Origin of the sequence: Lentimicrobium saccharophilum (assembly GCF_001192835.1) — a bacterium.
GTDB classification, from domain to species: domain Bacteria; phylum Bacteroidota; class Bacteroidia; order Bacteroidales; family Lentimicrobiaceae; genus Lentimicrobium; species Lentimicrobium saccharophilum.
This window is the reverse complement of record NZ_DF968183.1, coordinates 742,221-766,254: the sequence shown is the minus strand read 5'-3', so window position 1 is coordinate 766,254 and position 24,034 is coordinate 742,221. Positions and strand designations below refer to the sequence as shown.

General features: G+C 42.2%; 18 protein-coding genes. 10 read left to right on the top strand and 8 right to left on the bottom strand.

Translation table 11 applies throughout. The annotated features are described in order from the left end of the window. Positions 1–192: 192 nt before the first annotated feature. From TBC1_RS14985 to TBC1_RS14950, 8 genes are all read right to left on the bottom strand, one after another. A complete protein-coding gene (locus TBC1_RS14985) occupies positions 193–597 on the bottom strand; it encodes a DUF4332 domain-containing protein (protein WP_062044677.1) in 405 nt (134 codons plus the stop codon). A gap of 147 nt (positions 598–744) precedes the next feature. Beyond that, complete coding sequence (locus TBC1_RS14980) at positions 745–2,445, bottom strand: C1 family peptidase (protein WP_062044675.1); 1,701 nt, start codon at positions 2,443–2,445, stop codon at positions 745–747. Positions 2,446–2,466: 21 nt separating this feature from the next. Continuing rightward, the gene (locus TBC1_RS14975; protein WP_062044673.1) at positions 2,467–3,432 is read right to left on the bottom strand and encodes a hypothetical protein; all 966 of its coding nucleotides are present in this window, start codon (positions 3,430–3,432) and stop codon (positions 2,467–2,469) included. A 155-nt stretch (positions 3,433–3,587) separates the two neighbouring features. Further along, positions 3,588–4,529, bottom strand: coding sequence for a hypothetical protein (locus TBC1_RS14970; RefSeq protein ID WP_062044672.1), 942 nt, complete (start codon positions 4,527–4,529; stop codon positions 3,588–3,590). Positions 4,530–4,672: 143 nt separating this feature from the next. Beyond that, the gene (locus TBC1_RS14965; RefSeq protein ID WP_062044670.1) at positions 4,673–5,533 is read right to left on the bottom strand and encodes a DUF4249 family protein; all 861 of its coding nucleotides are present in this window, start codon (positions 5,531–5,533) and stop codon (positions 4,673–4,675) included. 2 nt (positions 5,534–5,535) lie between these two features. Beyond that, entirely contained in the window at positions 5,536–8,202 is a 2,667-nt protein-coding gene (locus TBC1_RS14960; RefSeq protein WP_062044669.1) for a TonB-dependent receptor, read from the bottom strand. 52 nt (positions 8,203–8,254) lie between these two features. Further along, on the bottom strand, positions 8,255–9,259 hold the full coding sequence (locus tag TBC1_RS14955; protein ID WP_062044667.1) for a FecR family protein: 1,005 nt from the start codon (positions 9,257–9,259) through the stop codon (positions 8,255–8,257). 63 nt (positions 9,260–9,322) lie between these two features. Next, on the bottom strand, positions 9,323–9,868 hold the full coding sequence (locus TBC1_RS14950) for an RNA polymerase sigma-70 factor (RefSeq protein ID WP_062044665.1): 546 nt from the start codon (positions 9,866–9,868) through the stop codon (positions 9,323–9,325). A gap of 170 nt (positions 9,869–10,038) precedes the next feature. Here TBC1_RS14950 and TBC1_RS14945 point away from each other — a divergent pair, with 170 nt between their 5' ends. The 10 genes from TBC1_RS14945 to istA all read left to right on the top strand — a co-directional run bounded on the left by TBC1_RS14945 (position 10,039) and on the right by istA (position 24,018). Next, positions 10,039–10,584 (top strand): nitroreductase family protein, encoded by a 546-nt coding sequence (locus tag TBC1_RS14945; RefSeq protein WP_062044664.1) that lies wholly within the window; start codon positions 10,039–10,041, stop codon positions 10,582–10,584. 363 nt (positions 10,585–10,947) lie between these two features. After that, complete coding sequence (locus TBC1_RS14940; RefSeq protein WP_137305772.1) at positions 10,948–11,247, top strand: helix-turn-helix domain-containing protein; 300 nt, start codon at positions 10,948–10,950, stop codon at positions 11,245–11,247. Then, a complete protein-coding gene (locus TBC1_RS14935; protein ID WP_062044660.1) occupies positions 11,247–14,606 on the top strand; it encodes a helicase-related protein in 3,360 nt (1,119 codons plus the stop codon). The genes TBC1_RS14940 and TBC1_RS14935 overlap by 1 nt, the downstream gene beginning before the upstream one ends. A 2-nt stretch (positions 14,607–14,608) precedes the next feature. After that, positions 14,609–18,325 carry an Eco57I restriction-modification methylase domain-containing protein gene (locus tag TBC1_RS14930; RefSeq protein ID WP_062044657.1) on the top strand — a complete coding sequence of 1,239 codons (3,717 nt, stop codon included), beginning with the start codon at positions 14,609–14,611 and terminating at the stop codon, positions 18,323–18,325. Next, a complete protein-coding gene (locus TBC1_RS14925) occupies positions 18,312–19,868 on the top strand; it encodes an AAA family ATPase (RefSeq protein WP_062044655.1) in 1,557 nt (518 codons plus the stop codon). Before TBC1_RS14930 ends, TBC1_RS14925 begins: the two co-directional genes overlap by 14 nt. Before the next feature lie 11 nt (positions 19,869–19,879). Beyond that, entirely contained in the window at positions 19,880–20,542 is a 663-nt protein-coding gene (locus TBC1_RS14920; protein WP_062044653.1) for a hypothetical protein, read from the top strand. Between the two features lie 12 nt (positions 20,543–20,554). Then, a complete protein-coding gene (locus TBC1_RS17860) occupies positions 20,555–20,980 on the top strand; it encodes a hypothetical protein (protein ID WP_137305770.1) in 426 nt (141 codons plus the stop codon). 6 nt (positions 20,981–20,986) lie between these two features. Further along, positions 20,987–21,334 (top strand): hypothetical protein, encoded by a 348-nt coding sequence (locus tag TBC1_RS17555; RefSeq protein ID WP_082189657.1) that lies wholly within the window; start codon positions 20,987–20,989, stop codon positions 21,332–21,334. Positions 21,335–21,482: 148 nt separating this feature from the next. Then, positions 21,483–21,983, top strand: coding sequence for a GNAT family N-acetyltransferase (locus TBC1_RS14910; RefSeq protein ID WP_062044649.1), 501 nt, complete (start codon positions 21,483–21,485; stop codon positions 21,981–21,983). Positions 21,984–22,455: 472 nt separating this feature from the next. Then, entirely contained in the window at positions 22,456–24,018 is a 1,563-nt protein-coding gene (istA, locus tag TBC1_RS17550; protein WP_082189656.1) for an IS21 family transposase, read from the top strand. Positions 24,019–24,034: the final 16 nt, after the last annotated feature.

Here is a 24,034-nt window from a genome sequence, read left to right as displayed (position 1 = left end):
ATAGTTTTAGCGATGCAAATATAATAAACCTTATTAAAAATAATGAACAATGTTAAATTTTTCTTCAAAATTAAGCCCGGCTTTGCCGGGCTTAACAACTCCCTCTCCTGACCACTTATCACACCCCGGTAAAGGTATTCTCCAGAGAGAGTAGTAAATTGAAGTTATCAGAGATGCCTGTCTGTCAGGGATTTAGTGAGTTACAACAGGTTCCAGGTTTTTGGCCTGCTCAATGAAATCGGCGATTTTATCAAGCGAAGGAACAACCCTGGTGAGGTTTTTGGCGGCATTTACCTCCTCAAGTTTCGCATGCAGGTTTTCGGCATTGCGGTTTCTGAGCTCTTTGACTGTATCAACTCCGGAAGCTTTCAGAAGTTCGGCAAACTGACTGGCTATGCCTTTGATCCTGAACAGATCAGCCATGTTTACCCAATCCAGAATTTTTCCTTCGTCAATGTCGCTGCCTGCTGCAATCGCAGCACGGCCTTTTTTGGAAGCTCCCTCTTTCAGGAGACCCTCAACGGTTGTTATTCCTGCCTTCGCAAGTTTTTCCTGAAAAACCGGGCCAATGCCTTCGATGTCTTTAATTGATGCCATAAGTTTTGTTTTTATTGAACTTTTATACAAAATTAACCCTGTCTGGACAAATATGTTCAGATGAGGACCTGTTTATGATTAATGGCACTTGTCAACAGGGCGGCAATAAAAAAAGGCCATCCGGAGATGACCTTTTCATAGTTCAGCTTAGGCTTTTCTTTTTAGTTGACGCAGAATCCCGTTTTTAAATTTGTGCTGCAAAGCCTTGCGCTCAAGTTCTCCGCTGCCCTTACGGTGTTTGATCAGTTTCATGATTTCATCCGGTGCATAGGCGTTCGGGTTGCTTTTACTCACAACGGTCTGCGTTGCAGTATTGGCAAATCTGGCGGGTTCTTTACCGGAAAGCATGCTCTTTTTTGAACTGCCGCCCTGCATTACGCCGTTCACAAAGTCGAATGGCTTACCATCATCCTTACTGTAGAAAAAGAAATTGTTGTCTTCATTGGCTTCTTCAAGGTCGTTAAAACCATCGGCAAGCAGCACTAGATAATACTTTCCGTTAAGCGTGGACGGCATGGTGTAAGTGAAGAGGAAGTCCGCCTCAGGATCGTTGTACAATGCGGCGGCAACACTTTTGCCGGAAGGAACATCAATGTAATTCCACCAGCTTCCGGCGATGCCGTAGCCGTCTTCCCAGTATTGGTTATCGCCCGGAATGTTGCTGAATTCATCCGTATAGTAGTCGTGAATGATGATGTCATAATCATTCACATCGTAGGCATTGTAATACATATACAGGATGCTCCACCTTGAAAAAGCCCTCACGGTTTCGGTTCCTGAATTATAGACATTGTAGGTTATTTGCCTGTCGAGCGGGGCGGTTGATTCGGGATTGTCTTCATCCCGGAGGTTCCAGGCCAGCACATCAAGCCCTGAAATGATGTTTCCGCTGCCCACCTGTCCGCCGGTAATATTTACATCGGTTTTATTCTGGGCGACAAACGCGGCAAAACAGAAACTGTTGATAAAGAAATCATAATCTACCCAGATTGTTCCGGTATTTCCCCATGAATTTCCCCAGGTATTGATGATTTTGAAAGCCTGGCGGTTGTCGTCGTAGCCGGCGAGTACCATCGCGTGGTAGGCATGCTGCATACCCGGATTCTGATAGGTGTCATAGTCAATCACCGCACTGCTGTTCCAGCGCATAAAGCGGTCGCCCAACCGGGCACCTATGGCAATAGGCCTGCCTTCGGCAAGGTATGCTTTGAAATTGTCAACCGTCATGGAAGCAGCATTGTTTTTGTCGGCGATCTTGCGGTAATTTACCAGCTTATTGTCAGCGGCTTCCTGTGTCCATGACCCTGCCGGAGACTGGCTGCAATCGCCCAGTCCGGTATAGGGGGCGGTGGCGAGCGAAGCTCCGCCGCGCGTAATCAGTTGATCCATGGCGGATTCAAACTGGGTGCCGTTGCAATCGCTGCCTTTCTGAGAAGCGGGAATGGCCAGGAAAAGGTCAATCGGGCTTGTCTGGTTGGATGTCTGTGCCAGCTGTGTGGCACTCCACTGATTGTCGATGCCGTTGAGCGCGGTTTTCAGGTTATAACCCACCGCCCAGGTCACACAGGTGCCATATTCACCCTGATCGCCGATGGGCGGGAATTTTCCTGAGAGGTCCACACTGGCAGGCAGTCCGGTAGTATTGTCGTTGATATCGAGATCCTGGGGGATTTCATCCAGATTTTCTTCTTCCGCATTCCAGCTGGCCATAGCCTGTACCAGCAATTCACTCAGGAAGTCAACCACTTCTTCCTTGGTGCACGAAGTGAGGGTTGCAGATGAAATGGTTACAGCCAGCAACGGAACTATAACACCACCTGCCAGCATGCTGTTGATTTTTCTTTTCATTGTAGATGTTTATTCAGGTAATTATTCAGGTGATTGGTCTGCATTCAGATCATCAAGCAGGGCAAATTTCGTGCCTTCTGATACAAAATCATCGGGTTTAAGGGTCCGGAATTCCTGCATGGCTGGTTTTCCGGAATAAAAAACGGACCGGCTGACATCAAATTTACCTTTGACTGAAGCTTTTTCAAAAGTAACAGGCCTGAAAAAAACCGTTGAAATCAGGGTTGCCAAAGACTGAAATTCCACATTGTTCATGTCGAGTCTGCCATAAACGATCGCGTCTGAAAAGTTAAAATGCCCGGTAAAATTGGCATAGGTAAACAGCGCATCATCCCGGAAACGGGTAAGGGAGAATTCGCTCTTTCCGTCGCAATCCAGGTTGTGAAACCGCGCAATTCCCCTGAATTCCGTGCTCTGGAAGCTAAGTTTACCCCTGGTTTTCGCTTTGAAAAAATCCAGTGCACCATTAACCAGTGATTCCTGCATACTGAAATGCTTTTCCGAAGAAATGGCTGTGAAGTAATTGTAACGTCCGTTTAAGGTTACATTATTAAACAGTGCCCGCTCCCTGAATATGGCGCCGGTGAAATTGATCATCCCATCCACGGTGATGTTGTCGAAATCGGCATCGGCCCTGAAATCGCAGGCTTCAAAAGTAAGATTGCTTCCAAAGTGTACCCTTACCTGGCGTTGCGACTGCATCCCGTTAGTAACCACTTTCCCCATAAAAATGCAGTTCAGAAAAGTAACAGACTGTTCAACGCTGGTTATCTGTATGGAAGAGCTGAATATGCCCTGTTTTTTGATGGTGGTAAAATCAAGGTCGCCGGTGATGATTTTGTCTTTTAATAAAACCGGCTTCCCTTTGTTCAGGCTTTTAATAATTTCTGAAGCCGGAATCCCGTTGTTGGTTTTCTCTTGTTTATCTGCAGAGCAGCTGCCACTCAGCATGACGGTAGATATAAGAATCAGGAAGAATCTTTTCATGTATTTTCAATTACAACTGCAAAGTAAAAGATTTAACGTCATAAATGATGCCTTGTTTTGAATTGTCCAGTGAAATTCATCACTTGGTTATGTTGTTAAAAAAAGAAAGCAGCACGACCGGTTTACGGAGTGCTGCTGTAACAGATTATTATTTTTTACCTTAGCGGAAGGAAACTGCTTCCGGTATAAGTTCCGTTAACCCAGTCAACCTTGTAATGGGTCGGGCAATCGTCGCCGGTAACCGGCTGGTAATTGCTGTCGAAACCGTATGTTATGGTGGCGCTTTTTGAGGCTTCGGGGATCTGATGGACCTTGATGCCTGAAACGGGATTCCAGTCGCAGGCTGCCTTATAAACTACTGGCTGTACTATCTGTGTGTAGAATACTTCGCTGTTCCGGTTTGTTCCCCATACCACCAGGTTGTCGTAGCTGCCCGAAGTTCCGAAACCATCCGTGGTCATGATCAGTTCACCCCTTGTGCCGGTGTAGGTGCGCTGACGGGCAACATTCCAGGTGCGGGAAGTGCTGTCGCCGAAGGTTACTTGCATAGCGCCTTCCACCCGGTGAATAAGCCTTGTGAAGCCATTGTGGCCCAGCATATAAATAAAGCCTCCGCTCACATTTGTAAAGGTTTTATTGCTGTTGATCACAATTGTATGACCGGATGCCACCCTGGTTACACTGAAATTGCGGTAACGGACATTTACGCTGGCGCCCTGCATTCCCCAACGGGTGCCAACGCGTTTCCTGATCTCCACCTGCCCGGTTCTGAAACGTCTGCCGTTGCATGAAAGTCCGTCATAGGTTATGTAAATGGTAATGGTGTCATTGATCACCGAGGTGGAGTCGATGGTAGCATTGCAGGGAATTTCCATGGTCGATTTCAGGCCATTGCCCTGATAGCTTAAAACACCTTCCACATCCTGCAGGGCTTCGTTGGAAATATCTTCAACAGTGGCTTCGTCTGTAGTTAACTGGGTGAGGGTGGAGGGGTCGTTCCGGCCTTTTTCAAGATCGTCTTTCGTACATGATGTGAGGGCGAGGGCCAGGATGGTCATAATGAGAACCGGCGTCTTCAGACAGATGATGCTTTTCATTTTTTTGCGTTTTTGAGATTTGTTTGTCAGTTTATTTTCAAACGGCGTTTACATTAAGATTACACCGGTTGCCCCGTTTACCCTGATAGAAAATCAATATTTTTTAGTAGTTAATAAAAAATCAGTAGAAAAAATAAAACGGTTTAATTTCCGGTTGGATCCGAAAGCCCTGTCAGTCGTACTGTTCCGGTTTTTATTGTCACTGCGCAGGCGCCGAAAAATCCGGCTCCTTTACTGCTCAGATTAGTGGGAAGATTGGCGGAAGCGGAACTGAAATACCCTCCCTGCCAGCTGGTTTCGAGCAATAATGCCCGGATATATTCCGCGTGTTCCGGAGCCAGTGAGTACCTCCGCTCGGTGATTTTTGTGCCTGACGGAAACAACACCGTTTCGGCCGGCGGCGCAAAAATCTGGCTGACGTCAAGGGTCGGAAGGGTGTAGTAAATCAGTCTGGCCCGGGTTTCATGGGCTTCAAGGTGCTCATAGCCTGCCACCTCTGACCAGTCAAGCAGGATCTCATACATCGCGGCCCGTTTTGCGTTGTAGGTGTTTGCAACCCAGTATATCCTGAATAGTTTGGTTTCAGGGTCCCCGGCGTACTTAAGAAAAACAAAATCCTGACCCGTAGTCATCGGCGCTTTGGCCGTTATGATTTCACCCCCGTAACTGATGAGCAATGTATACGTGCGGCCGGGCAGCCCCCTGAACGGCTGTTCCGACCTGTATAACCCCGGCTGATCCGGGTCTTCACTGAAAAGGAATACTCCATCTGCCGAGCTGACCTGAATTCCGGCGCCACTTACCACCGGCGCTGGTTCATTCGGGTTCTTAAATGGCAGTGAAAGTTTTATTTCCTGAGTTTTATTTTCATTTGTGATAATGCCTTCCACAATGATCCTGTCCTGCATCATGCCATCCAATGGCCAGTCAACCGCCTTTTCGCAGGAAGCGAGCAGAAAAATCAGGAAGAAAGCTGAAGCCCGGATGCGCAGAATATGTTTCATCTTCATTGAAATTTAAAGATGTAATTGATGGAAGGAATGATACCCGAAACAGAAAGCTGTGTCGGGATAATTTCATAGGCTCCGTTCAGATCCGCCGGTACCACAAAGTCACCATTCCCGTTCATGATTTTGTTGAAACTGAGTGAAAAGGGATTTTCACGGCCATAAACATTGTAAGCTGCAAATACGATATGGTGCCGGTACTTTCGGTCAGGTTTATTCAACATCCATGATACGGAAAGGTCAAGGCGGTGGTAGGCAGGGTAACGGTCGTTGTGCTTTTCGCCGTATACCGGAACAACATAACCGTCGTATTGCATAAAACCAACCGGAGAAGTGAATGCACCTCCCGTCATATAATTCCACTGGGCAGCAAAATCCCATTTTTTCCCGGCCCTGAACATCAGGTGGGTGGAAAATGAATGCGGGTGGTCATAGTGTGCCGGAAATTCCCTGTTTCCGTTTATCCCGTCAATATTTTTTATGGCCCGGGCATAGGTGTAACCAGCCCAGCCCGTGAAACGTCCCTCGAGCTTGCGCAACATAACCTCCAGGCCTGAGGCACGGGCTTCTCCGAACCTCAATTCTCCTTCGATCAACGGATTGTAGAGCATATTTGCATGATCCCTGTAATCTGTCTGATTAGTCAGTTGCTTGTAGAATCCCTCGAAACTAAGGATCATGTTCCCCGGCATACTTACCGATATGCCTGCAGTTGCCAGATCGGCTTTCTGCGGCCTGATGACCGGACCTGAGGGCGCCCATACTTCCAGTGAAGTAAAGGGGCTGGTTGAATTGGAAAGCATCTGGATATACTGCACGGTTCTGCTGTAACCTGCTGTAAATGAGATCCATTTTATGGGTGTCCAGGTCGCGTTCAGGCGGGGTTCCAGGTTGAAGTAGGGCGAATGGTAGGTCCCTTTTTCTACTTCAAGCGTATCATAAACCTCATGGGTGGCATCAAACAGATAAACTGTACCCGGTCCCGGATTCCGCCAACTGCTCAGCCTGAGGCCGTAACGCACAGCCAGCTTTTCGCTGATCTTGTGCTCATTGCTGATGTAGCCGTTGATGGCCAGTGAGTTGTATTCCGGGATAACCGGCGCGTTTCGCCGGGTTTCTTCATCAGTAAAATGCACGTTGCCCGGATTTGAATGATATGCGGCCAGCTCGGCTCCGAACTTCAGGGTAATGCCCGCGGCCGGAAACCAGCTGAAGTCACTTTTCAGGATACGGGTGCGGATGGAAGATTTCCAGTAATCATCCTGCTGCCGCGATATATAAAGGTAATAGTTGTATTGGCTGGCAACCGCAGTGGTATTGGAGAAGAGCTTGCTGCTGAAGATATGGTTCCACCGGAGGGTAGCCGCTGTGTTGTCCCAGCTTATCCCGAAGGTATTCACCGAGGCATTGGTCAGCCTGCTGAAATCGTCACGGCCATAAAAAGCCGTCAGGAAAAGCCTGTTGTTCCTGTTGATGCGGATATTGGTTTTTGCATTCAGATCGTAGAAATCAATGGTAAAGCTCCTGCCGTTCAGTTCGTTATTATTAAGCCAGTTAAGGTTTGACTTCCGGCCCGAAAGGATAAATGAACCTGTTTCCTTCACAATGGGTCCTTCCAGGGTGAGGTCTGAAGTGAAAATACCCAGGTTGCCTGAAAAACCAATATTGTTCATATTCCCATCCCTGGCCCTGATGTCGATAACGGAAGAGAGCCTGCCTCCATAATTCGCGGGGAAATCGCCCTTGTAAGCCTTCACATCTTTTATCGCGTCCGGTGCAATGGCCGTAAAGAACCCGAACAGATGGGCCGGGTTGAAGACCGGTGCATCATCAATCAGCAAAAGATTCTGATCATGGTTACCTCCCCTGACATAGTAAAAGGACGATCCGTCACCAAAAGCGCTGAATCCCGGCACCGACTGCAGGGATTTCAGCACATCCGCATTGCCCGCAAAACCTGCCATCCGCCTGAGATCGGTCCCTGTAAGCCTCACCGATCCCGGTGCCGCCGGATCAATGGCTGCGGTTTCCCCGTCAGAGATAACAACAACCTCCTGAATATCAATCGCCGATTCTCTTATTTTAAAATCAATTGATTGATTTTTCGTCAGGGCAATTTCAAGGTTTTCAGATTTGTAACCGACCATGGAAACTGCCAGATTATATTTTCCTTCCGGCAGGGTAAGCGAGTAGAAGCCAAAAGCATTGGAGGTGGTCCCCCGGAAGGTTGCTTTGTCGTATATATTTGCACCGATGATGACCTCGCCGGTCACCGTATCCCTGACGGTTCCGCTCAGGGTAAACCTTTGATTTTCCGCAACCCGCTTTTCTTTTGATATACTTTTTGTTGCAGGTTTCAGAATTACCTGGTCCTCAGTAAATTGAAATGAAATTTCCAGGGGTTGCAACAGCCTGCTGAGCAGCGTATGAAGACTTTCTTCCTTTACAGAAATGCTTACGCTCTTTTCAAGCGGGAGTTTATCGGGATTGTATGAGAAACGGATTTTGCAGGTTTTTTCAATCTCTTTCAGGGCTGACTTCAGGCTTACGTTTTCAAGATGCATCGAAAGTTTCCTTTCCTGCTGCTGGGCATTAAGCACAGTTATTCCCGTCATCAGTATAACGACCAGGATGATGCGGAGGTATGTCAGGGTGCAGGTTTTCAATTTGCCGTATACACTTGATTTAATTCCATATTAACCGGAATGTAATGCCGCATCAATTACAACCTGTACCTGAAATCAATACTGCGTCCTTGTTTATCTTATAGCTGAGGTCGAGTGTGGTGGTGATCACATTGAGTACAGATTCAAGGGGTTGATTGCTGAATGATGCAGTAAGCCTGCACCCGGCAATGGATGGGTCCTCAAATCTGATTTTTATATGATAGACCTTATTCAGGGTTTGGGCAACCCTTTCCATGGAGGTGTTTTCGAAATTGATTACCCGGGTCTTCCATGCCAGATAGTTCGGGTCGTCATTGGGTTTTACGGTTATTTCCCTGCTGCCGGACGACATAATCGCAGCTTCGCCGGGTTCAAGGTATTTTTTATCCTGCTGCGCATTGGAAAAATAGAGCGCCACTTTGCCTTCCGCAAGTGCAATGCTGGTCTGGCCTTCGCCCGGAGCATCCACGCTGAAAACGGTTCCCAGCACTTCGATGCGTGCCTTGCCGTCGGATACCACGAAAGGTTTTCCGGCATCTTTCTGAACTTCGAAAAGCGCTTCGCCTTTAAGGCTGACGGAACGGTTTTCTGATCCGAAATCAGGGTCATAACGAATTTCCGCACCCGCATTCAGGGTGATGAAGGAGCCATCGGGGAGGGTGTGGGTCAGGGTTTCCGTACCTGCCGTAATCACCCGCTGATTCCGGGGGAGCAGCAACATAACCGCGCCCGCGACCATGAACACCACAACAGCAGCGGCGATGGCCTTCCAGATCGTGTTGCGTGCCGGCAACTTTACGAGTTTGCCTGATCTGGGTTTGATGGTTGTATTCCGGATCTTTCCGGAAATGATTTCCCACTCCCTGCCGGTATCCGTGCCGGTTTCAATGGCATCCGATGTACTCAGCAGCCAGGTTTTATGGTATTCCTCAAAGATGGTAAGATGGTCCGGATTACCGGAAAGCCATTCCGATAATTCCCTGACTTCTTCAGGTGTACTTTCTCCTGAAAAATACCTGCTGATCAGAATTTCATGATTCGTAGTTTCTTTTTTCATCTTTTTCTCCTGTCAATAATACACCGCTGAAAGGATTTACCCTGATTCAGAAGGCCTTTTTTCTCAACCCTGAAATAACCTGATTAAAAGAGCGAGCACACCCGTGAATTCCAGCAGCCTTTTACGCAGATGATTCAAGGCTTTCGACATCCGGGTTTCAACTGTTTTCAATGAAATACCCAGCTTTTCGGCAATCTCGCGGTACCTGAGTTGCTCATTGCGGTTCAGTAAAAACACCTCGCGGCATTTTTCGGGAAGTTCAGCCAGGGCATTTTCAATCCGGTAATGAAGTTCTTTTTCCACCAGAAAATCAGCTGCCGTCTCATAGTCTGTCACGTTCAGCTGTTCGATCTCCAGCAGGTTCCGGTCAAATTTCCTGTTGTCGCGCAGGTAATTGAGACACCTGTTCTGAACGGTAGTGGTGAGGTAGGATTTTACCGGCCTGCCGGTATCGATGGTGGCGCGTTTTTCCCAGAGCTGTATAAAGGCATCCTGAACAATTTCGCGCGATGCTTCATAATCCTTCACGTATTTCATGGCGAAAAAGCACAGCCCTTTGAATTCGCTGCGAAATATAGCTTCAAAATTTTCCTCGGTCAGGGATGGCATGGTAAGACTTTACGGTTAAACTGTTCCGGCAAATTTAATGATTTCTGCCTCAGTACCTGGCTTGCCGGAATGCCAAACGGAGATTAAGGTCGCAGATTGTGCTGATTGTAAGCTTTTTTTTGGAAACTTTGCCTGATGGTTAACTTATTGATGAAACTGATCTTAAAACAATGACATTTAAGGAATTAATTATACAAAGGCAAAGCGTTCGCCGTTATGATGCACGCCCCGTGGAAACGGAGAAAATCAGCCTGTGTCTGGAGGCCGCCCGGCTGTCGCCCTCTGCCAGCAACTCCCAGCCCTGGCGTTTTATCGTGGTTGATCAGGACCCGTTGCGCACCGAGGTGGCCAAAGCAACATTTACCGACATACAGCTTATCAATAAATTCACCGTTCAGGCGCCGGTGATGGTGGTGATCGTCATCGAAAAGGCGCGCTGGTTTACCCGCCTGGCCATGCAGGTCAAGAAAAAGGAGTGGCCACTGATCGATATAGGCATCGCCGCTGAACATTTCTGCCTTCAGGCCGCCGAACTGGGCCTGGGCACCTGCATGATCGGGTGGTTTGACGAGAAAAAACTGCAGAAGCTGCTGCATATCCCGGCCGGCAAGCAGGTCGGATTGGTGATTACGCTGGGTTATCCGCAGGAAGGCTATCCCTTGCGCAAAAAAATACGGAAGTCCATGGAGGAAGTGGTGACCTTTAACAGGTACTAGCGGTGTTGGAATAAGAAGGGAAAAGTGGTAAGTTTGTTATGATATTAACGAGTTACCAGCAAGCGTAAAACGACAGACCAGACAGCTAAAATTGAAAGTAAACCATTGTGAAAAGACAGGAAAGAAATGAAATATTGACAAGACATAGAATCAGCCGACACCCTTTGCCGACCCTTCTTTATTTTTTATTTTCCCCACCGCACATTTTTAATTTTTCTGCTAACCCGCATTTGGCACATTGTCAAGCCGCACAAGCCAACGCTGAAACCAAAGCTTGCCAAAGAGCCAAATTTTCCTTCGCGCATAAAACCGGAAACAAAATTATTTGTATCTTTGACAAAATTGTCCAAACAGATTAGTCAAATGACAAAAGAAACTTTTGGTGAATATATCAGACGATTAAGAGAAGAAAGAAATCTTCCACTTAGAAAAGTTGCAGCCCAACTTGACGTTGATACTTCTACTCTTAGCAAGGTTGAACGCGGAGAAAGACCAATGTCAATTGACTATTTGAAGCCATTAAGCCAAATTCTGAAAACCAATTACAATGAACTCCAAGTTCGGTTCATAGCTGACAGTATAAATGCAAATTATGGAAAATTAGAGTATTTAGAAGATGGGCTGGGTGAAGTCATTAACCAAATAAAAAAGAACAAGAAGTAATGCCAACTAAATTTTTTACAAATCAAAACGATAATAGCTTACTTAAAAAGTTTGAGGGTGTATTTACAAATATTGAAAGTATCCGACATTTTGATGCTCTGGTTGGCTATTTCAGGACTTCTGGTTATTTTAAAGTTCGTGCTTTTCTTGACAAAATTCCTAAAATCAGAATTCTTGTAGGTATCAATGTTGACCAACTAATTAAGAAATATCACGACAAAGGTCAACTTTATCTTGAAAATCCGGATGAAACAAAAGCGGACTTCCTTGATGAAATCATAAAAAATATCCAGGAAGCCAACTACGATGAAGTTACAGAAAAAGGAATCCTGCAATTCATCGATGATTTGGTTAGTGGTAAAATTGAACTTAGAGCACACCCCAAAAAGAAAATCCATGCTAAGGTTTATATATTCAGGCCAGCAACATTCAACGAATATGCGCCATGTGAAGTTATTACAGGTTCGTCAAATTTGACAGATGCCGGACTTGGTGCAAATCCTGAATCAAATTATGAGTTTAATGTCAGTTTGCGTGAGTATGAAGATGTAAAATTCGCAACTGAAGAATTTGAAAGGCTTTGGGCAGAATCTGTTCCCATTTTACAGGCAGAAGCAGAAAGAATCAAGAACCAGACTTATTTGCGTGATGACTTTACTCCGTTTGAGTTGTATATCAAAATGTTAATTGAATATTTTGGTAAACGAGTAGATTACGACCCATACAATATTGACCTTCTTTTACCTCCAAAGTACATTCGATTAAAGTATCAGTCGGATGCTGCCAATCAGGGTTACGCAATTATGATGAAGCATAATGGTTTTGTTTTGGCTGATGTGGTTGGTCTAGGGAAAACAATTATTGCCTGTATGATTATTAAAAAGTTCATTTATGAAAATGGCACTCATACAAAGGTTTTAGTAGTTGTACCTCCTGCAATTGAAGATAGCTGGAGACGGACTGTAAAAGATTTTGAACTGGATAATCATTTTACCTTCATAACTCTTGGAAGCTTACATAAGATTCTAGACAGAAACAATTATTCTTATCCGAATCCTGAGGAGATTGATTTAATTGCAGTTGATGAATCACATAAATTCAGAAATGATTATACCGAAATGTATTTGGCTTTGCAGGAAATATGTAAAATGCCACGTTCAAGAGCTGCCGAAAATGGAGATTCACGAAAGAAAGTAATTTTAATTTCTGCAACGCCATTGAATAACCGGCCACAGGATATTGAAAACCAACTTTATCTTTTTCAGGACAGAAGGAACAGCACGCTTGAAAACATCAGAAACTTACAGGAATATTTCAAACCAATAAATGAGCAATATAAAAAACTGGCTTACGAGAAAAAACTGAATATCAAAAAACTGAAAGCCTTATTCCAGAAATTGCGTGATGATGTAGTGGAACCGCTTGTAATACGCAGAACAAGAACAGATATTGAGAGCAGCAAAGAATATTTAGAAGATTTAGAGGTGCAGGGAATTAAATTCCCCAAAGTTGGCGACCCCATTGCACTTTACTATGAATTGGATGGAAAGTTAAGTGAATTGTTTTTCGATACCGTTTCTCTGATAACTAACCTTGACGAAGAAGGCAACAAAATTGATGGTTTAGGATATTACCGTTACCGTGCCATTGAGTTTCTTTCTAAAGAGGAAGACAAGAAAATGTATGGTAATGTGGAATCCATTTCGGGCAGGTTATCCGCAATTATGAAAACGCTTTTGGTTAAACGACTTGAAAGCAGTTTTTATGCTTTTACTCAATCATTGTCAAGATTTCAGAAAGCCATTGATAATATGCTGGCAATGTTTGATGATAACAGGGTATTTATCGCACCTGATTTGGACATCAATAAATTGCTTGAAGAAGGTTTAAGTTATGATGAGATTGAAGCTAAAATCAATGAAAGGGGGGGGAATAACAAAGAGTATAAAAAGGATGCTTTTGATAAAAAATTTGTTGCCTTGCTCAAGCAGGATAAAGAAAAAGTGGATGATTTAATTGAACGCTGGAGCAAAGTAAAAAAAGACCCAAAACTGATTGAGTTTGCAAAACAAATTCAGGAGGAATTTTTTAAACCAAACCAGAATATTAGTGGTAAACTGATTATCTTTTCGGAATCAAAAGAAACGGCAGAAGAACTTACATTAAAACTTTCGAAGATTACTAAGAAAAACGTTCTTACTGTTAGTGCAGAGAATAGAAAATATGTTGAAAATACTATCCGTGACAATTTTGATGCGAACCTTGAAGAAGATAAATGGCAAACTGATTACGATATTATCATTACAACGGAAGTACTTGCAGAAGGCATAAACCTACACCGAAGTAATGTAATAGTTAACTATGATGTTCCCTGGAACTCTACCCGTTTAATGCAACGCATCGGTCGTGTTAACCGTATCGGCTCAAGAGCCGACAAAATTTATGTGTACAACTATTATCCTTCAGCTCATGGCGATGCTCAAATTCATTTGGTAAACAACGCCCTACGCAAGCTTCAGGCATTTCATACTGCCTTTGGTGAAGATAACAAGGTATTCTCCATTCTGGAAGAAAAAGGAGAAGGTGCATTGTTCGGGAATAAAATTCAAAAAGAAGAAAGCGAAATTTTGAAGTATTTGAATGAATTAAGAGATTTCAGAAAGAAGCATCCGAAAATTTTTAATGACATTTCTAAAATTCCAAATAAGGCACGATGCGGCAGAAAATTACCGGAAAGCAAACAATTGACTTTGCTCGACACAGAGACAGGAGAAGTCAATTATCCCTTGCAAAACACATCTTTCACTTATCTAAAAAGTGAAAACCACCCCGGAATCTTTTGTTTGATAACTCCTGAAATGAACATTATAGAAATGAATTTTCTACAGGCAGTTAAAATTTTCAAAGCTCCCGAAAATGAAAAAGCAATTGAACTGCACGACCTTCATCATAAACAAACTTTAGCTGGATTGGAATATTTCAAATCAGAAAAGAATCAGGAAAATGTTCAGGCTGTTTCAAGGAAAAATTTAAGTCCTGCTGAAAATAAAGCAATTTCAAATATCAACGCAATTATAAAAGTTGCTCCGACCGAACAAAAAAGAATGTCTTTGATTCGGGTTTTGGATATCATAAAAAAAGGAACATTTGCATCAAAGGGTTTACCTAAATCAATAAACGACTATTTCACTTCAAATGCCACATTGATTAAGGAACCTGACAAATTTATTGATAAGCTTTTTATTACGGTTCTCGATAGGTACGATTTATCTTCGAATATTGAGGAAGGTCAATATTACGAAAAAGCTAACAGAGGTATAGTAAATCCTCAAATTGTATTAACTCAAAGTTTCAGTTAAATATGGCAGCCAACAGAATTCAATTACAAAACGCATTGCATAAACCTTACGACAGGGTTTTGTTTTCCCGTGAAGTTTTAAGTCCGGTTTTTGGTTCAGGATTTACGCTTAATTCCTCTTTGGTTCCAGCATCGGTATCACCCAACAAATCAGAATCGGCTGCTATTGATAAAGTTTGGATTTACGGAAAAATTCAGTTGGACGACAGCACTGAAATAACCTGTTACGAAGTTTTGTTGCAACCCAAAGTCCGCATTGAACAAAGCAAGGTTGCTATTCAGCAATATGTTCGCAAGCTGCTAACTGCCGGACAAGCTACATTAATCAATTTTGTTGCACCTGCAAATAAAAATGTCTGGCGACTTACATTGGTTGCCAAAGACAGTGTGCTGACCGACCAAGGAGTAAAAGAAAAAACCACCAATGCAAAACGATACACTTTTTTGTTAGGTCCATCGGAAACCTGTAAAACTGCTGCTGAACGTTTTGAAGTACTGAGCACTGAAAAGGAAATTACTTTTCAAACCTTGGTAAATGCTTTTTCCGTTGAAAAACTAAGTAAGGCATTTTTTGATGAATATACCCTACACTACCAAAACTTTTGCGATTATCTGCAGGAATCCAACTACCGTAAATCAGTTTTCAATATTACTTTTCCTGCCGGTGCTACAAAACAAGAAAAGGATAAAGCCAGCAAACCCATACGCGATTTTGTAAAGAAACTGCTTGGGCGTATTGTGTTTCTATACTTCGTTCAGAAAAAGGGTTGGTTGGGTGCAAGCGATACCAATTACTCTGATGGTCTGGGCGATTTCATCAAACAACTCTTTAACAAATCGGACGGAAATGATGCTTTTTACAGCAATTGGTTGACAAAACTATTCTTCGACACTCTAAATGCTGATGAAGTAAAAAGACCTAATGAAGACTTTAAAATGCCCGATGGTAAAATCGTTAAAGTTCCTTTCCTGAATGGGGGGTTGTTCGATAAAGAAGAATTTGATGAACACTTGTTGACTTTCAAATCAAAACTCTTTCACCATCCTGATTTTGAAGATAATATTCTTACTGAAAAGAGCAAAGGAAATGCTCGTGGTTTTCTCGACTTTCTGGATGCCTTTAACTTTACTGTTTACGAAGACAGCCCCGATGACCACACCGTAGCCGTTGACCCTGAAATGTTAGGTCATATTTTTGAAAATCTGTTGGAGGACAACAAAGACAAAGGTGCATTTTATACTCCCAAGGAAATTGTGCATTACATGTGCCAGGAAAGTTTAACTGAATACCTGTGTACCACCTTGCAGATAAAAGATGAAGTTGCTGAAAGGGAAGCCGTAAATCATTTGCTGAAAAACAAAATAGTTGATGATGTTCTAAAACCTGAAATTACTGAACTTGAAAAAGCCCTTGACAAGGTAAAAATCTGCGACCCCGCAATTGGCTCAGGTGCGTTTCCTATGGGCTTATTACAGGAAATTTTCAGTATCAAAGAACTTATTGCTTACGAAACCGGCAAGGAATGGAAACCTGCCGAAACCAAACTAAACATTATCCAAAACTCTATTTATGGGGTGGATATTGAGAAAGGTGCAGTAGATATTGCCCGCTTGCGTTTCTGGCTGAGTTTGGTGGTTGACGAAGAAAAGCCCAAAGCCCTGCCGAACCTCGATTATAAAATTGTGGTGGGCGACTCGCTGATAAGTAAGTTTGATGGCGAAATTGTGGAGATTGACTGGGAACGTAAAAGCAGCGTGGGCAAAGCCGATGAATATGTAAAGAATGTACAGCGTTTGCTGGTTGAAGTTGCCGACAAACAAAGGAAATACTTTAACCCGAACAACAAGAATAAGAAAAAACTACAGGCTGAAATCCGCAACCTGAAAATAGAACTGCTTATTAACCAGCTTTCTTTTAACAAAGAACTATACATAAGTAAAACTGTACAAAAAGGTGGGTTTATGCCTACGTCTGCCGATATAAAGCACAACACAGAACGGGAATTGCAAATTAAAGGTTTCGATAAACTAATTGGCAAACTGAAAAACCTACTTCAACACCCTGATGAACCTTTTAACCATTTTGATTGGAAACTTGATTTTCCTGAGGTGCTGAATCCCTATTTGGTGAATGGGAGCGGAGGTTTTGATATTGTTATTGCAAATCCACCGTATATTGGTCAAAAAGGAAATAAATCACTTTTTGAACCACTTAGTAAGGATCCGAATTTTGAAAAGAAAATGGATTATTGGTACTTCTTTCTTCATAAAAGCTATACACTTACAAAGGAGCATGGTGTAAACACTTTTATAACGCCTAATTATTGGATAACCACTCAAGGGGGAAAAAAACTCAGAAAAAGAGTACTTGAGGACTATTCAATCATTGAATATATTAACTTCAATGAAAATGCCATTTTTGAGGCGGGAGTGCACACAAACATCTTTTTACTTAAAAAGAATGCAACACCCAATCAAAGTATTAAATGTACAATCTATCAAAACAAATATTCTGAAAATATTTTTAGTTATCGTCAAAATGAACTCAATTTTAGTGCAGATCAAAAAAAGATTTTTAGTAACTGGACAGGCTATGTTCATTTTTTACCAGCAAAAGTATCTGGGATCATAAATCAACTTTTTAATAATTGCGAAAAACTTTCCGATAATGAATCGGAAGGAGAAAAGAAAAAAGGGGTAATATCTGGTAAAAAGGTTACAAATGGCATTTGTAATATCAACCAAGGGATTGTAACAGGCAAAGACAGATACATTGATAAAAGCAAAAATGTCAACAATGGAGTTTTTATTTTAACTAAAGAAGAAGTAACTGAACTGTCTTTAAACAAAGAGGAACAAAAGTTTATTAAACCTTTCTTTAAAAACTCAGATATTAGAAAATATAGGGTAGAAACAAATCCCAAGCACTTTTTCCTTTATGTTAATAAGATCGAAAAGGAAGATGAATTTAAAAAATACAAGTCTTTGTACCAACACTTAATTTCGTATAAAGCAATTCTGAAAGAACGTTCAATAAATGGTGTATTACAATCAGCATATCAAAAGGGTAAATGGTGGGCTTTAACGACTGATCGCCCAAACATTAATTTTGAGTCAGAAAAAATATTATGTCCTCAAAGAAGTAATACTAACACTTTTGGTTATTCAAAAGAAGAATGGTATGCTGCATCAGATGTATTTTACATTACGCTTAATAAGCAAGGTTATAGCTTAAAATATATCCAATCGATTCTTACAAGTAAATTAACCTATTTCTGGCTTTATTATATGGGGAAAAGAAAAGGAGAAGCGTTAGAATTAACGCTAGAACCCTTGCAATTCATTCCTATTAAGAAAATTCAAACTTCTGAACAAATACCTTTTAAAAGATTAATCGACTATATTTTATTTCTAAAAGAAGTAGAAAGTCAATTAAAAACGGATCAGCTGATGCCAATATACTTCGAGCAAATTATAGACGGCATGGTGTATGAGTTGTATTTCCCTGAATTGCTAAAAAAACACAACCGTGAAATCATCAAGCATTTGGGCGAGTTACCGGAGTTTACCGATGGTATGAGTGATGAGCAGAAAATGAAGAATTGCAAAAAGGTATTTAATAGGTTGAATGACAAAGAGCATCCGGTAAGGGTTAACCTGTTTTATATGAATTCAATTCCGGAGATTGCCATAATAGAAGGGAAAAATGAGAATAACTGATATACACATAAAGAACTACCGTGCTTTTTATGGTGAGCACCACATTTGCCTTGACAAAGACGGCAAAAACCTGATGGTTTATGGTGAAAACGGCAGTGGTAAAAGTTCATTGTTTACCGCCCTTCTGGATTTTCTGAAATCATCGGTTGACAAAATAAATGTGGAAGAAAATATCTTTGCACCAGCTTCGCAAAAAAACACAGCCAGTATCAAGGTTAACATTAGAGAATCTCCTGAAACCTCTAAGACCACCACTTTTGAACTGAAATTATCCGATAAGGAAATTATCAGTGCAGATAAAACGCTTATTGCCGATGCCAATAAAATTAAGGGCTTCTTTGATTACCGGAGCTTATTGCGAACTCATATGGGGCATAAGGATAAGGTTGACCTGTTTGATATTTTGGTAAAGGATATTCTTTACAATTCCATCAACCGTTTTTCAAATAAAGAAATTGGTAAAGAATGGCAGGCAATCGATAACGACACTTTCAATAAAAGACAAATCAAGCGGCAGCAGGAAGCCACAAAAAATTATCTGTCGGAAAAGTTCAATCCCGGTCTGAAACAATTGCTCAAAGACATTGAGCAGGACACCAATACTTTTATGAAATATTTTGGTGCAAATGTTAGGATTTCGCTTGATTTTGACAAAGTGGAATATCAGGGGAGAAGGAAACTTACCGGTAACAACATCAACTTAAAAATTGACTTCTTTGAAAAATCAATACCAAAACATCAGCTATTTCTGAATGAAGCCCGTTTATCTGCCCTTGCCATAAGTTTGTACTTGGCATCCATAAAAGTAAATCCGCTTACAGGAGCATTAAAAATCCTTGTTCTTGATGATTTGTTGATTGGCTTGGATATGAGTAATCGTTTGCCCTTGCTTGATATTTTGAAAAAACACTTCATTGAAGTTGACAAAGACAAGCAATTTCAGGTAATAATGACCACTTACGACAAAGTTTGGTATGAATTGGTGCGAAATTATTTCGGAGTTGAGAAGTGGAAATATACTGAGATTTATACGAAATCATTAAGGGATAACGACTTTGAAATTCCGGTAATATTCAATGAAAACGGTTATATGGAAAGGGCTAAACATTATCTTTCTGAAAAGGACTATAAAGCATCAGCCGTTTATCTGAGAACAGAATTTGAAAGAATTGTAAAGACCATTTGTGATAAGCAGAAAATTCCTGTATCCTACCACAAAAACCAAAAAGAAACAACAAGCGAAGACTTTTGGACAGCCATTGAATCCCAAACCGACCTTGACCCGGCATTAATTCATGAAATTACAATCCATCGTGGAGTTGTAATGAATCCATTCAGCCATTACGACCTTGAGAAACCGGAGTTTGAAGCAGAGCTGAAAGCGACTGTTATTGCAGTTGAGAAAATGAAAAGTGAAATTCAAAATATTAAGAAGAACAGGTCAATTGATAAACTTGAAAAAGAAGTTGCAAAATTGAAAACAGAATTGGCTGGAAAAGATAAACTGATTGGAGAATTAGGAGCAAAACTGAAAGCAAAGTAATTAATTGTACAATGCAAACACTCGACTGGAAACCAAAAGAATATACACCAAGGGCTTTACTTATTGGCCACGACCCTCGTTTGCAGCAATCTGATACACAAGCGGAATATGTCTTATTTGCAAATTACTATTTTGATAAAACCATCAGGGACAGGACATTTAAAAGTAAATATGGTTTGGCTGCATCTGCTTTTAATCAAATAATCGATATCACAAACGGTAAAATCAAACCAGAAGAAATTTACATTACGAATCTTTGCAATTCGGCTTTGCCACATGCTCCTAAAAGTAAAACTGTTTACATCCCGGAAGAAAAAGCAATTACAGGAGTTGAAAATATAAAGAAGATAATCGATGAAAATTCAACTATCGAATATCTCTTTCCGATGTCGCTACAGGTAAATTACTGGCTTCAAAATTTAGGATTGTATGATTCAAATGATGGCTTTGTGGAAAAGTCATCCCCAAGAACAATAGGAGTGCAGAATGAACCACCCTATTACGAACCAAAAGAGAAAAGCTCATTTCTGATGATTTGTGGAAATAACTATAAGGTTAAAGAAGGATCACAAGCAGTAATCCCCATATTACACGCAAAATGTTTTCCTTTAAACAAACAGTTTAGAGCTTATGAACCAGCATATGAGAAAATAAGAAATTATTTTAGAATCTGAATTTTGTGAAGATTGAAAGAAAACTTAGAGAAAAGTAAAATGAGCCAACGCACCAGTCACACACATTGTCAAAGCCCCACAAGCCAACGCTTAAACCAAAGCTTTGCCAAAGAGTGTGCCTGCCCGACCCAAGTGGAAAAATTAAAAATCTCCTCCCCTTTAGAAAATAAAAAATACCCAACCGCACAAGCCGACACAAGACATATAAGCAACTTGACAATTATACGAGAAATCAATAATGACAATGGTTTACAAGGACAGAAGACAGAACGCCAGCTGGTAACAGGCGGTATATTTTATTGCCGAGATAGTGGGTATTTCAGCGTTTCTGCATCTAATAAACTTTCGTGTAACTTGACAAGCCAGTGCTTCGAAATCGGCAACAAAAACATACCGCCAAACCGTTGGACTTATTGCAAAAATGGACATCGACAATGATTGCAAATGATTAGTTCAAATAGATACATTGGTTGTTGCGGAGCTTATTGTAAGACATGCAAGCCTTTTATTGAAGGATTTTGCAAAGGATGTAAAATTGGCTTCGATACCAAAGAACGGGACATAAATAAAGCAAAATGTAAAATCAAGGTTTGCTGTTTTAGAGAGAAAAACCTTGATACTTGCGCAGATTGCAAAGAATTGGAAAATTGTGAAATAATTGGAAGTTGGTTTTCCAAAAGTGGTTATAAATATCAGAAATACAAGCAAGCCATTTTCTTTATTAGGGAGCATGGTTACTCAAAATTTATTGCAATTGCAGATAATTGGAAAAACGCCTATGGAAAATGCTGAAATGCATTAAGCTCAGTAAGCGATAATGCGCAATACGGGTGTTGTGCCTGATTTATTTACAGCACCTTTAATAATCATGCTGTAACCCGACAGGTAAGCGCCCTGAATCCCGCGCAGCACCTACCACCCGCCATATTAAGAACTTATCATGAATAAAACTCCATCAATTTTAATCCGCGAAATCCACCCCCAGGAGTACCATCTGCTGGAAGAATTCCTGTATGAGGCAATCTTTATTCCGGAAGGGGTGGAGCGGCCGGGCAAAGAAGTAATCTTACGTCCTGAACTGGCGGTTTATTACAAGGATTTCGGAAAAGAGTCCGACTACTGCTTGATGGCCGAAAGCAAAGGGGAGCCGGTGGGTGCTGTCTGGATCCGTCTGTTTCCGGAATGCGGCAAAGGTTATGGATTTGTGGATGTCCGGACACCCGAAGTGTGCATGTCGGTGCTCCCGTCTTATCGCAACAAAGGGATAGGAACTGCGCTGCTGAATACAATGCTTGACAGCCTTGCCCGCAGGGGATTTAAGCAGGTGTCGCTGAGCGTGGATGAAGAGAATTACGCCTTCCGTATGTATGGGAAGGCGGGATTTGAAACCGTCAGCACCGACGGAATTTCTGCTACGATGATCAAAAAACTGAATACTTAAAATACCGTTTGGAGACCTGTTTGCTTTTTTCGGAAGAATGGCTTTTGTCCGACCTGGCGTTTCAGTGAATGCTGAAGAACCGGGATGTATTTCAACTTTCTCTCTGCTCAGCGCATTGCGCGCTGTTCCCCGGCCGGCAAAATGTCCGTATTGGTGATTGCGCCGGGCTAACCGCAGGAGGGCTGTCCCTGGCGGAAGAAAATACGGAAGCCGTTGGAGGAGATCAGTAGTATAAGCAACAATTTAAAAATATCAGGGATTATTAGTGACTATTCCGGTCCAATCGGCGCCACCCATTCCGGAGCATTCGGCGCCAGTATTCCGGTCCATTCAGCGCCACCTCCAAAGTGGCGAAAATTGGGATTAGAAACAGGTGAATAAGAAATAATTTCACCTGACATTCCGGCAGAAACGGCGCCACCTTTCCGGGCAGATTTGTAACAATCGAGTACCTTGTCGCAAAACAGGTACTATGTCAAAACGACCCATAACGATGTTACAAATTCGACGCATAATACAACTTTTGGAACAAGGGCAATCCAAGCGAAAAATAGCCCTAAGTCTTCATTCAGGACGCCATACAATAGATGGATATATTCATAGGATTGAGCAAAGCGGACTGGAATTGCAGCAGTTATCCAAACTTTCAGATGCAGATCTGGGTGCTTTGTTATACACTGGCAACAGGGAACAAGAACCCGATAGACGGCTGGAAGATTTGCAAAGCAGATTTAGTTATTTTCACAGCGAACTATGCCGAACCGGAGTTACCAAACTCACCCTTTGGCAAGAATACAGGCTGGAAGTCCCTGATGGATACAGTTATTCTCAGTTTTGCGAACATCTTGTAAATGACAAACGCAAGAGTTCAGCTACCATGCATTTTGAGCACAAACCCGCAGAGCGGGTCCAGGTTGATTTTGCCGGTAAAAAATTGAGTTACGTTGATATATCCACTTCAGAGATCATCACTTGCCCCGTCCTAGTTTGCGTATTGCCTTTCAGTGGGTACAGCTATATAGAAGCGTTGCCATACGCTACTCAGGAATACCTTTATCCGGCATTGGGAAGGTGTATGAGCTATTTTGGCGGCGTACCGGCGAATGTACTGAGCGACAACATGAAACAATATGTAAAAAAGAGCAACCGGTATGAGCCGGTCTTCTCAGAGGTATGTGAACAATGGTCATTGTACTATAACACCAGTTTATCAGCTACCCGGGTAGCTAAACCTAAAGACAAACCCAGTGTTGAACAAGCAGTTCACCTGGCTTATATGCGTGTATATGCCCCCCTGCGCAATAAAATATTTTACAGTCTGAAAGAGCTTAATGACAATATAATCAAATGCTTAGATATACATCACAACAAGCATTTACAAAATCGCACCTACAACCGCAGGGAACTTTTTGAGCAACATGAGCTCCCTTTGCTTAAGGCCCTGCCAGCTGAGCCATTTGTGCTCAAGCATACCGTTGTGGCAAAGGTGCAGAAGAACTATCATATCATTCTGGGCGAAGACTGGCACCAGTACAGTGTTCCATATCAGCACATAGGGAAAAAAGTAAAGATTATCTATGATGCAGATGAGGTAGAGGTTTATCTTGATTTACGCCGTATTGCTGTGCACAGGCGCAACTACCGCAAGCATGGCTATACAACACTGGAAGAACACATGCCCGAGAAACATAAGAAGTATAGGCAAACCAAAGGTTGGGATGCAGATTATTTTCTTGGGAAAGCGAAACAGCTTGGCGTGTGTTCACATAAAATTATGAGCCGTATCCTTGAGTCTAAAACGTTCACCGAACAAGCCTATAATGCCTGCCTTGGATTATTGCGGCTGTCAGGCCAGTATGGTGAAGATCGCTTTGAAAATGCATGTAAAAGGGCCGTTAATGCCCCCAGGGTAAACTACCGCCTGATAAGCGATATACTGTCAAACAACCTGGATAAAGAACAAACGGATCAAATGACCATTTTTTCATCAATCCCTGACCATGAAAACATTCGTGGGCCACAGGCATACAATTAATCACTAATACTTTAAC

What these genes read in the sequence shown, in the direction of transcription:
- TBC1_RS14940 (WP_137305772.1), top strand. Translation starts at nt 10,948, where the DNA reads ATGACAAAAGAAACTTTTGGTGAATATATCAGACGATTAAGAGAAGAA.
- TBC1_RS17555 (WP_082189657.1), top strand. Translation starts at nt 20,987, where the DNA reads ATGATTAGTTCAAATAGATACATTGGTTGTTGCGGAGCTTATTGTAAG.
- TBC1_RS14945 (WP_062044664.1), top strand. Translation starts at nt 10,039, where the DNA reads ATGACATTTAAGGAATTAATTATACAAAGGCAAAGCGTTCGCCGTTAT.
- TBC1_RS14950 (WP_062044665.1), bottom strand. Translation starts at nt 9,868, where the DNA reads ATGCCATCCCTGACCGAGGAAAATTTTGAAGCTATATTTCGCAGCGAA.
- TBC1_RS14955 (WP_062044667.1), bottom strand. Translation starts at nt 9,259, where the DNA reads ATGAAAAAAGAAACTACGAATCATGAAATTCTGATCAGCAGGTATTTT.
- TBC1_RS14920 (WP_062044653.1), top strand. Translation starts at nt 19,880, where the DNA reads ATGCAAACACTCGACTGGAAACCAAAAGAATATACACCAAGGGCTTTA.
- TBC1_RS14970 (WP_062044672.1), bottom strand. Translation starts at nt 4,529, where the DNA reads ATGAAAAGCATCATCTGTCTGAAGACGCCGGTTCTCATTATGACCATC.
- TBC1_RS14965 (WP_062044670.1), bottom strand. Translation starts at nt 5,533, where the DNA reads ATGAAACATATTCTGCGCATCCGGGCTTCAGCTTTCTTCCTGATTTTT.
- TBC1_RS14925 (WP_062044655.1), top strand. Translation starts at nt 18,312, where the DNA reads ATGAGAATAACTGATATACACATAAAGAACTACCGTGCTTTTTATGGT.
- TBC1_RS14935 (WP_062044660.1), top strand. Translation starts at nt 11,247, where the DNA reads ATGCCAACTAAATTTTTTACAAATCAAAACGATAATAGCTTACTTAAA.
- TBC1_RS14985 (WP_062044677.1), bottom strand. Translation starts at nt 597, where the DNA reads ATGGCATCAATTAAAGACATCGAAGGCATTGGCCCGGTTTTTCAGGAA.
- TBC1_RS14930 (WP_062044657.1), top strand. Translation starts at nt 14,609, where the DNA reads ATGGCAGCCAACAGAATTCAATTACAAAACGCATTGCATAAACCTTAC.
- TBC1_RS14910 (WP_062044649.1), top strand. Translation starts at nt 21,483, where the DNA reads ATGAATAAAACTCCATCAATTTTAATCCGCGAAATCCACCCCCAGGAG.
- istA (WP_082189656.1), top strand. Translation starts at nt 22,456, where the DNA reads ATGTCAAAACGACCCATAACGATGTTACAAATTCGACGCATAATACAA.
- TBC1_RS14980 (WP_062044675.1), bottom strand. Translation starts at nt 2,445, where the DNA reads ATGAAAAGAAAAATCAACAGCATGCTGGCAGGTGGTGTTATAGTTCCG.
- TBC1_RS14975 (WP_062044673.1), bottom strand. Translation starts at nt 3,432, where the DNA reads ATGAAAAGATTCTTCCTGATTCTTATATCTACCGTCATGCTGAGTGGC.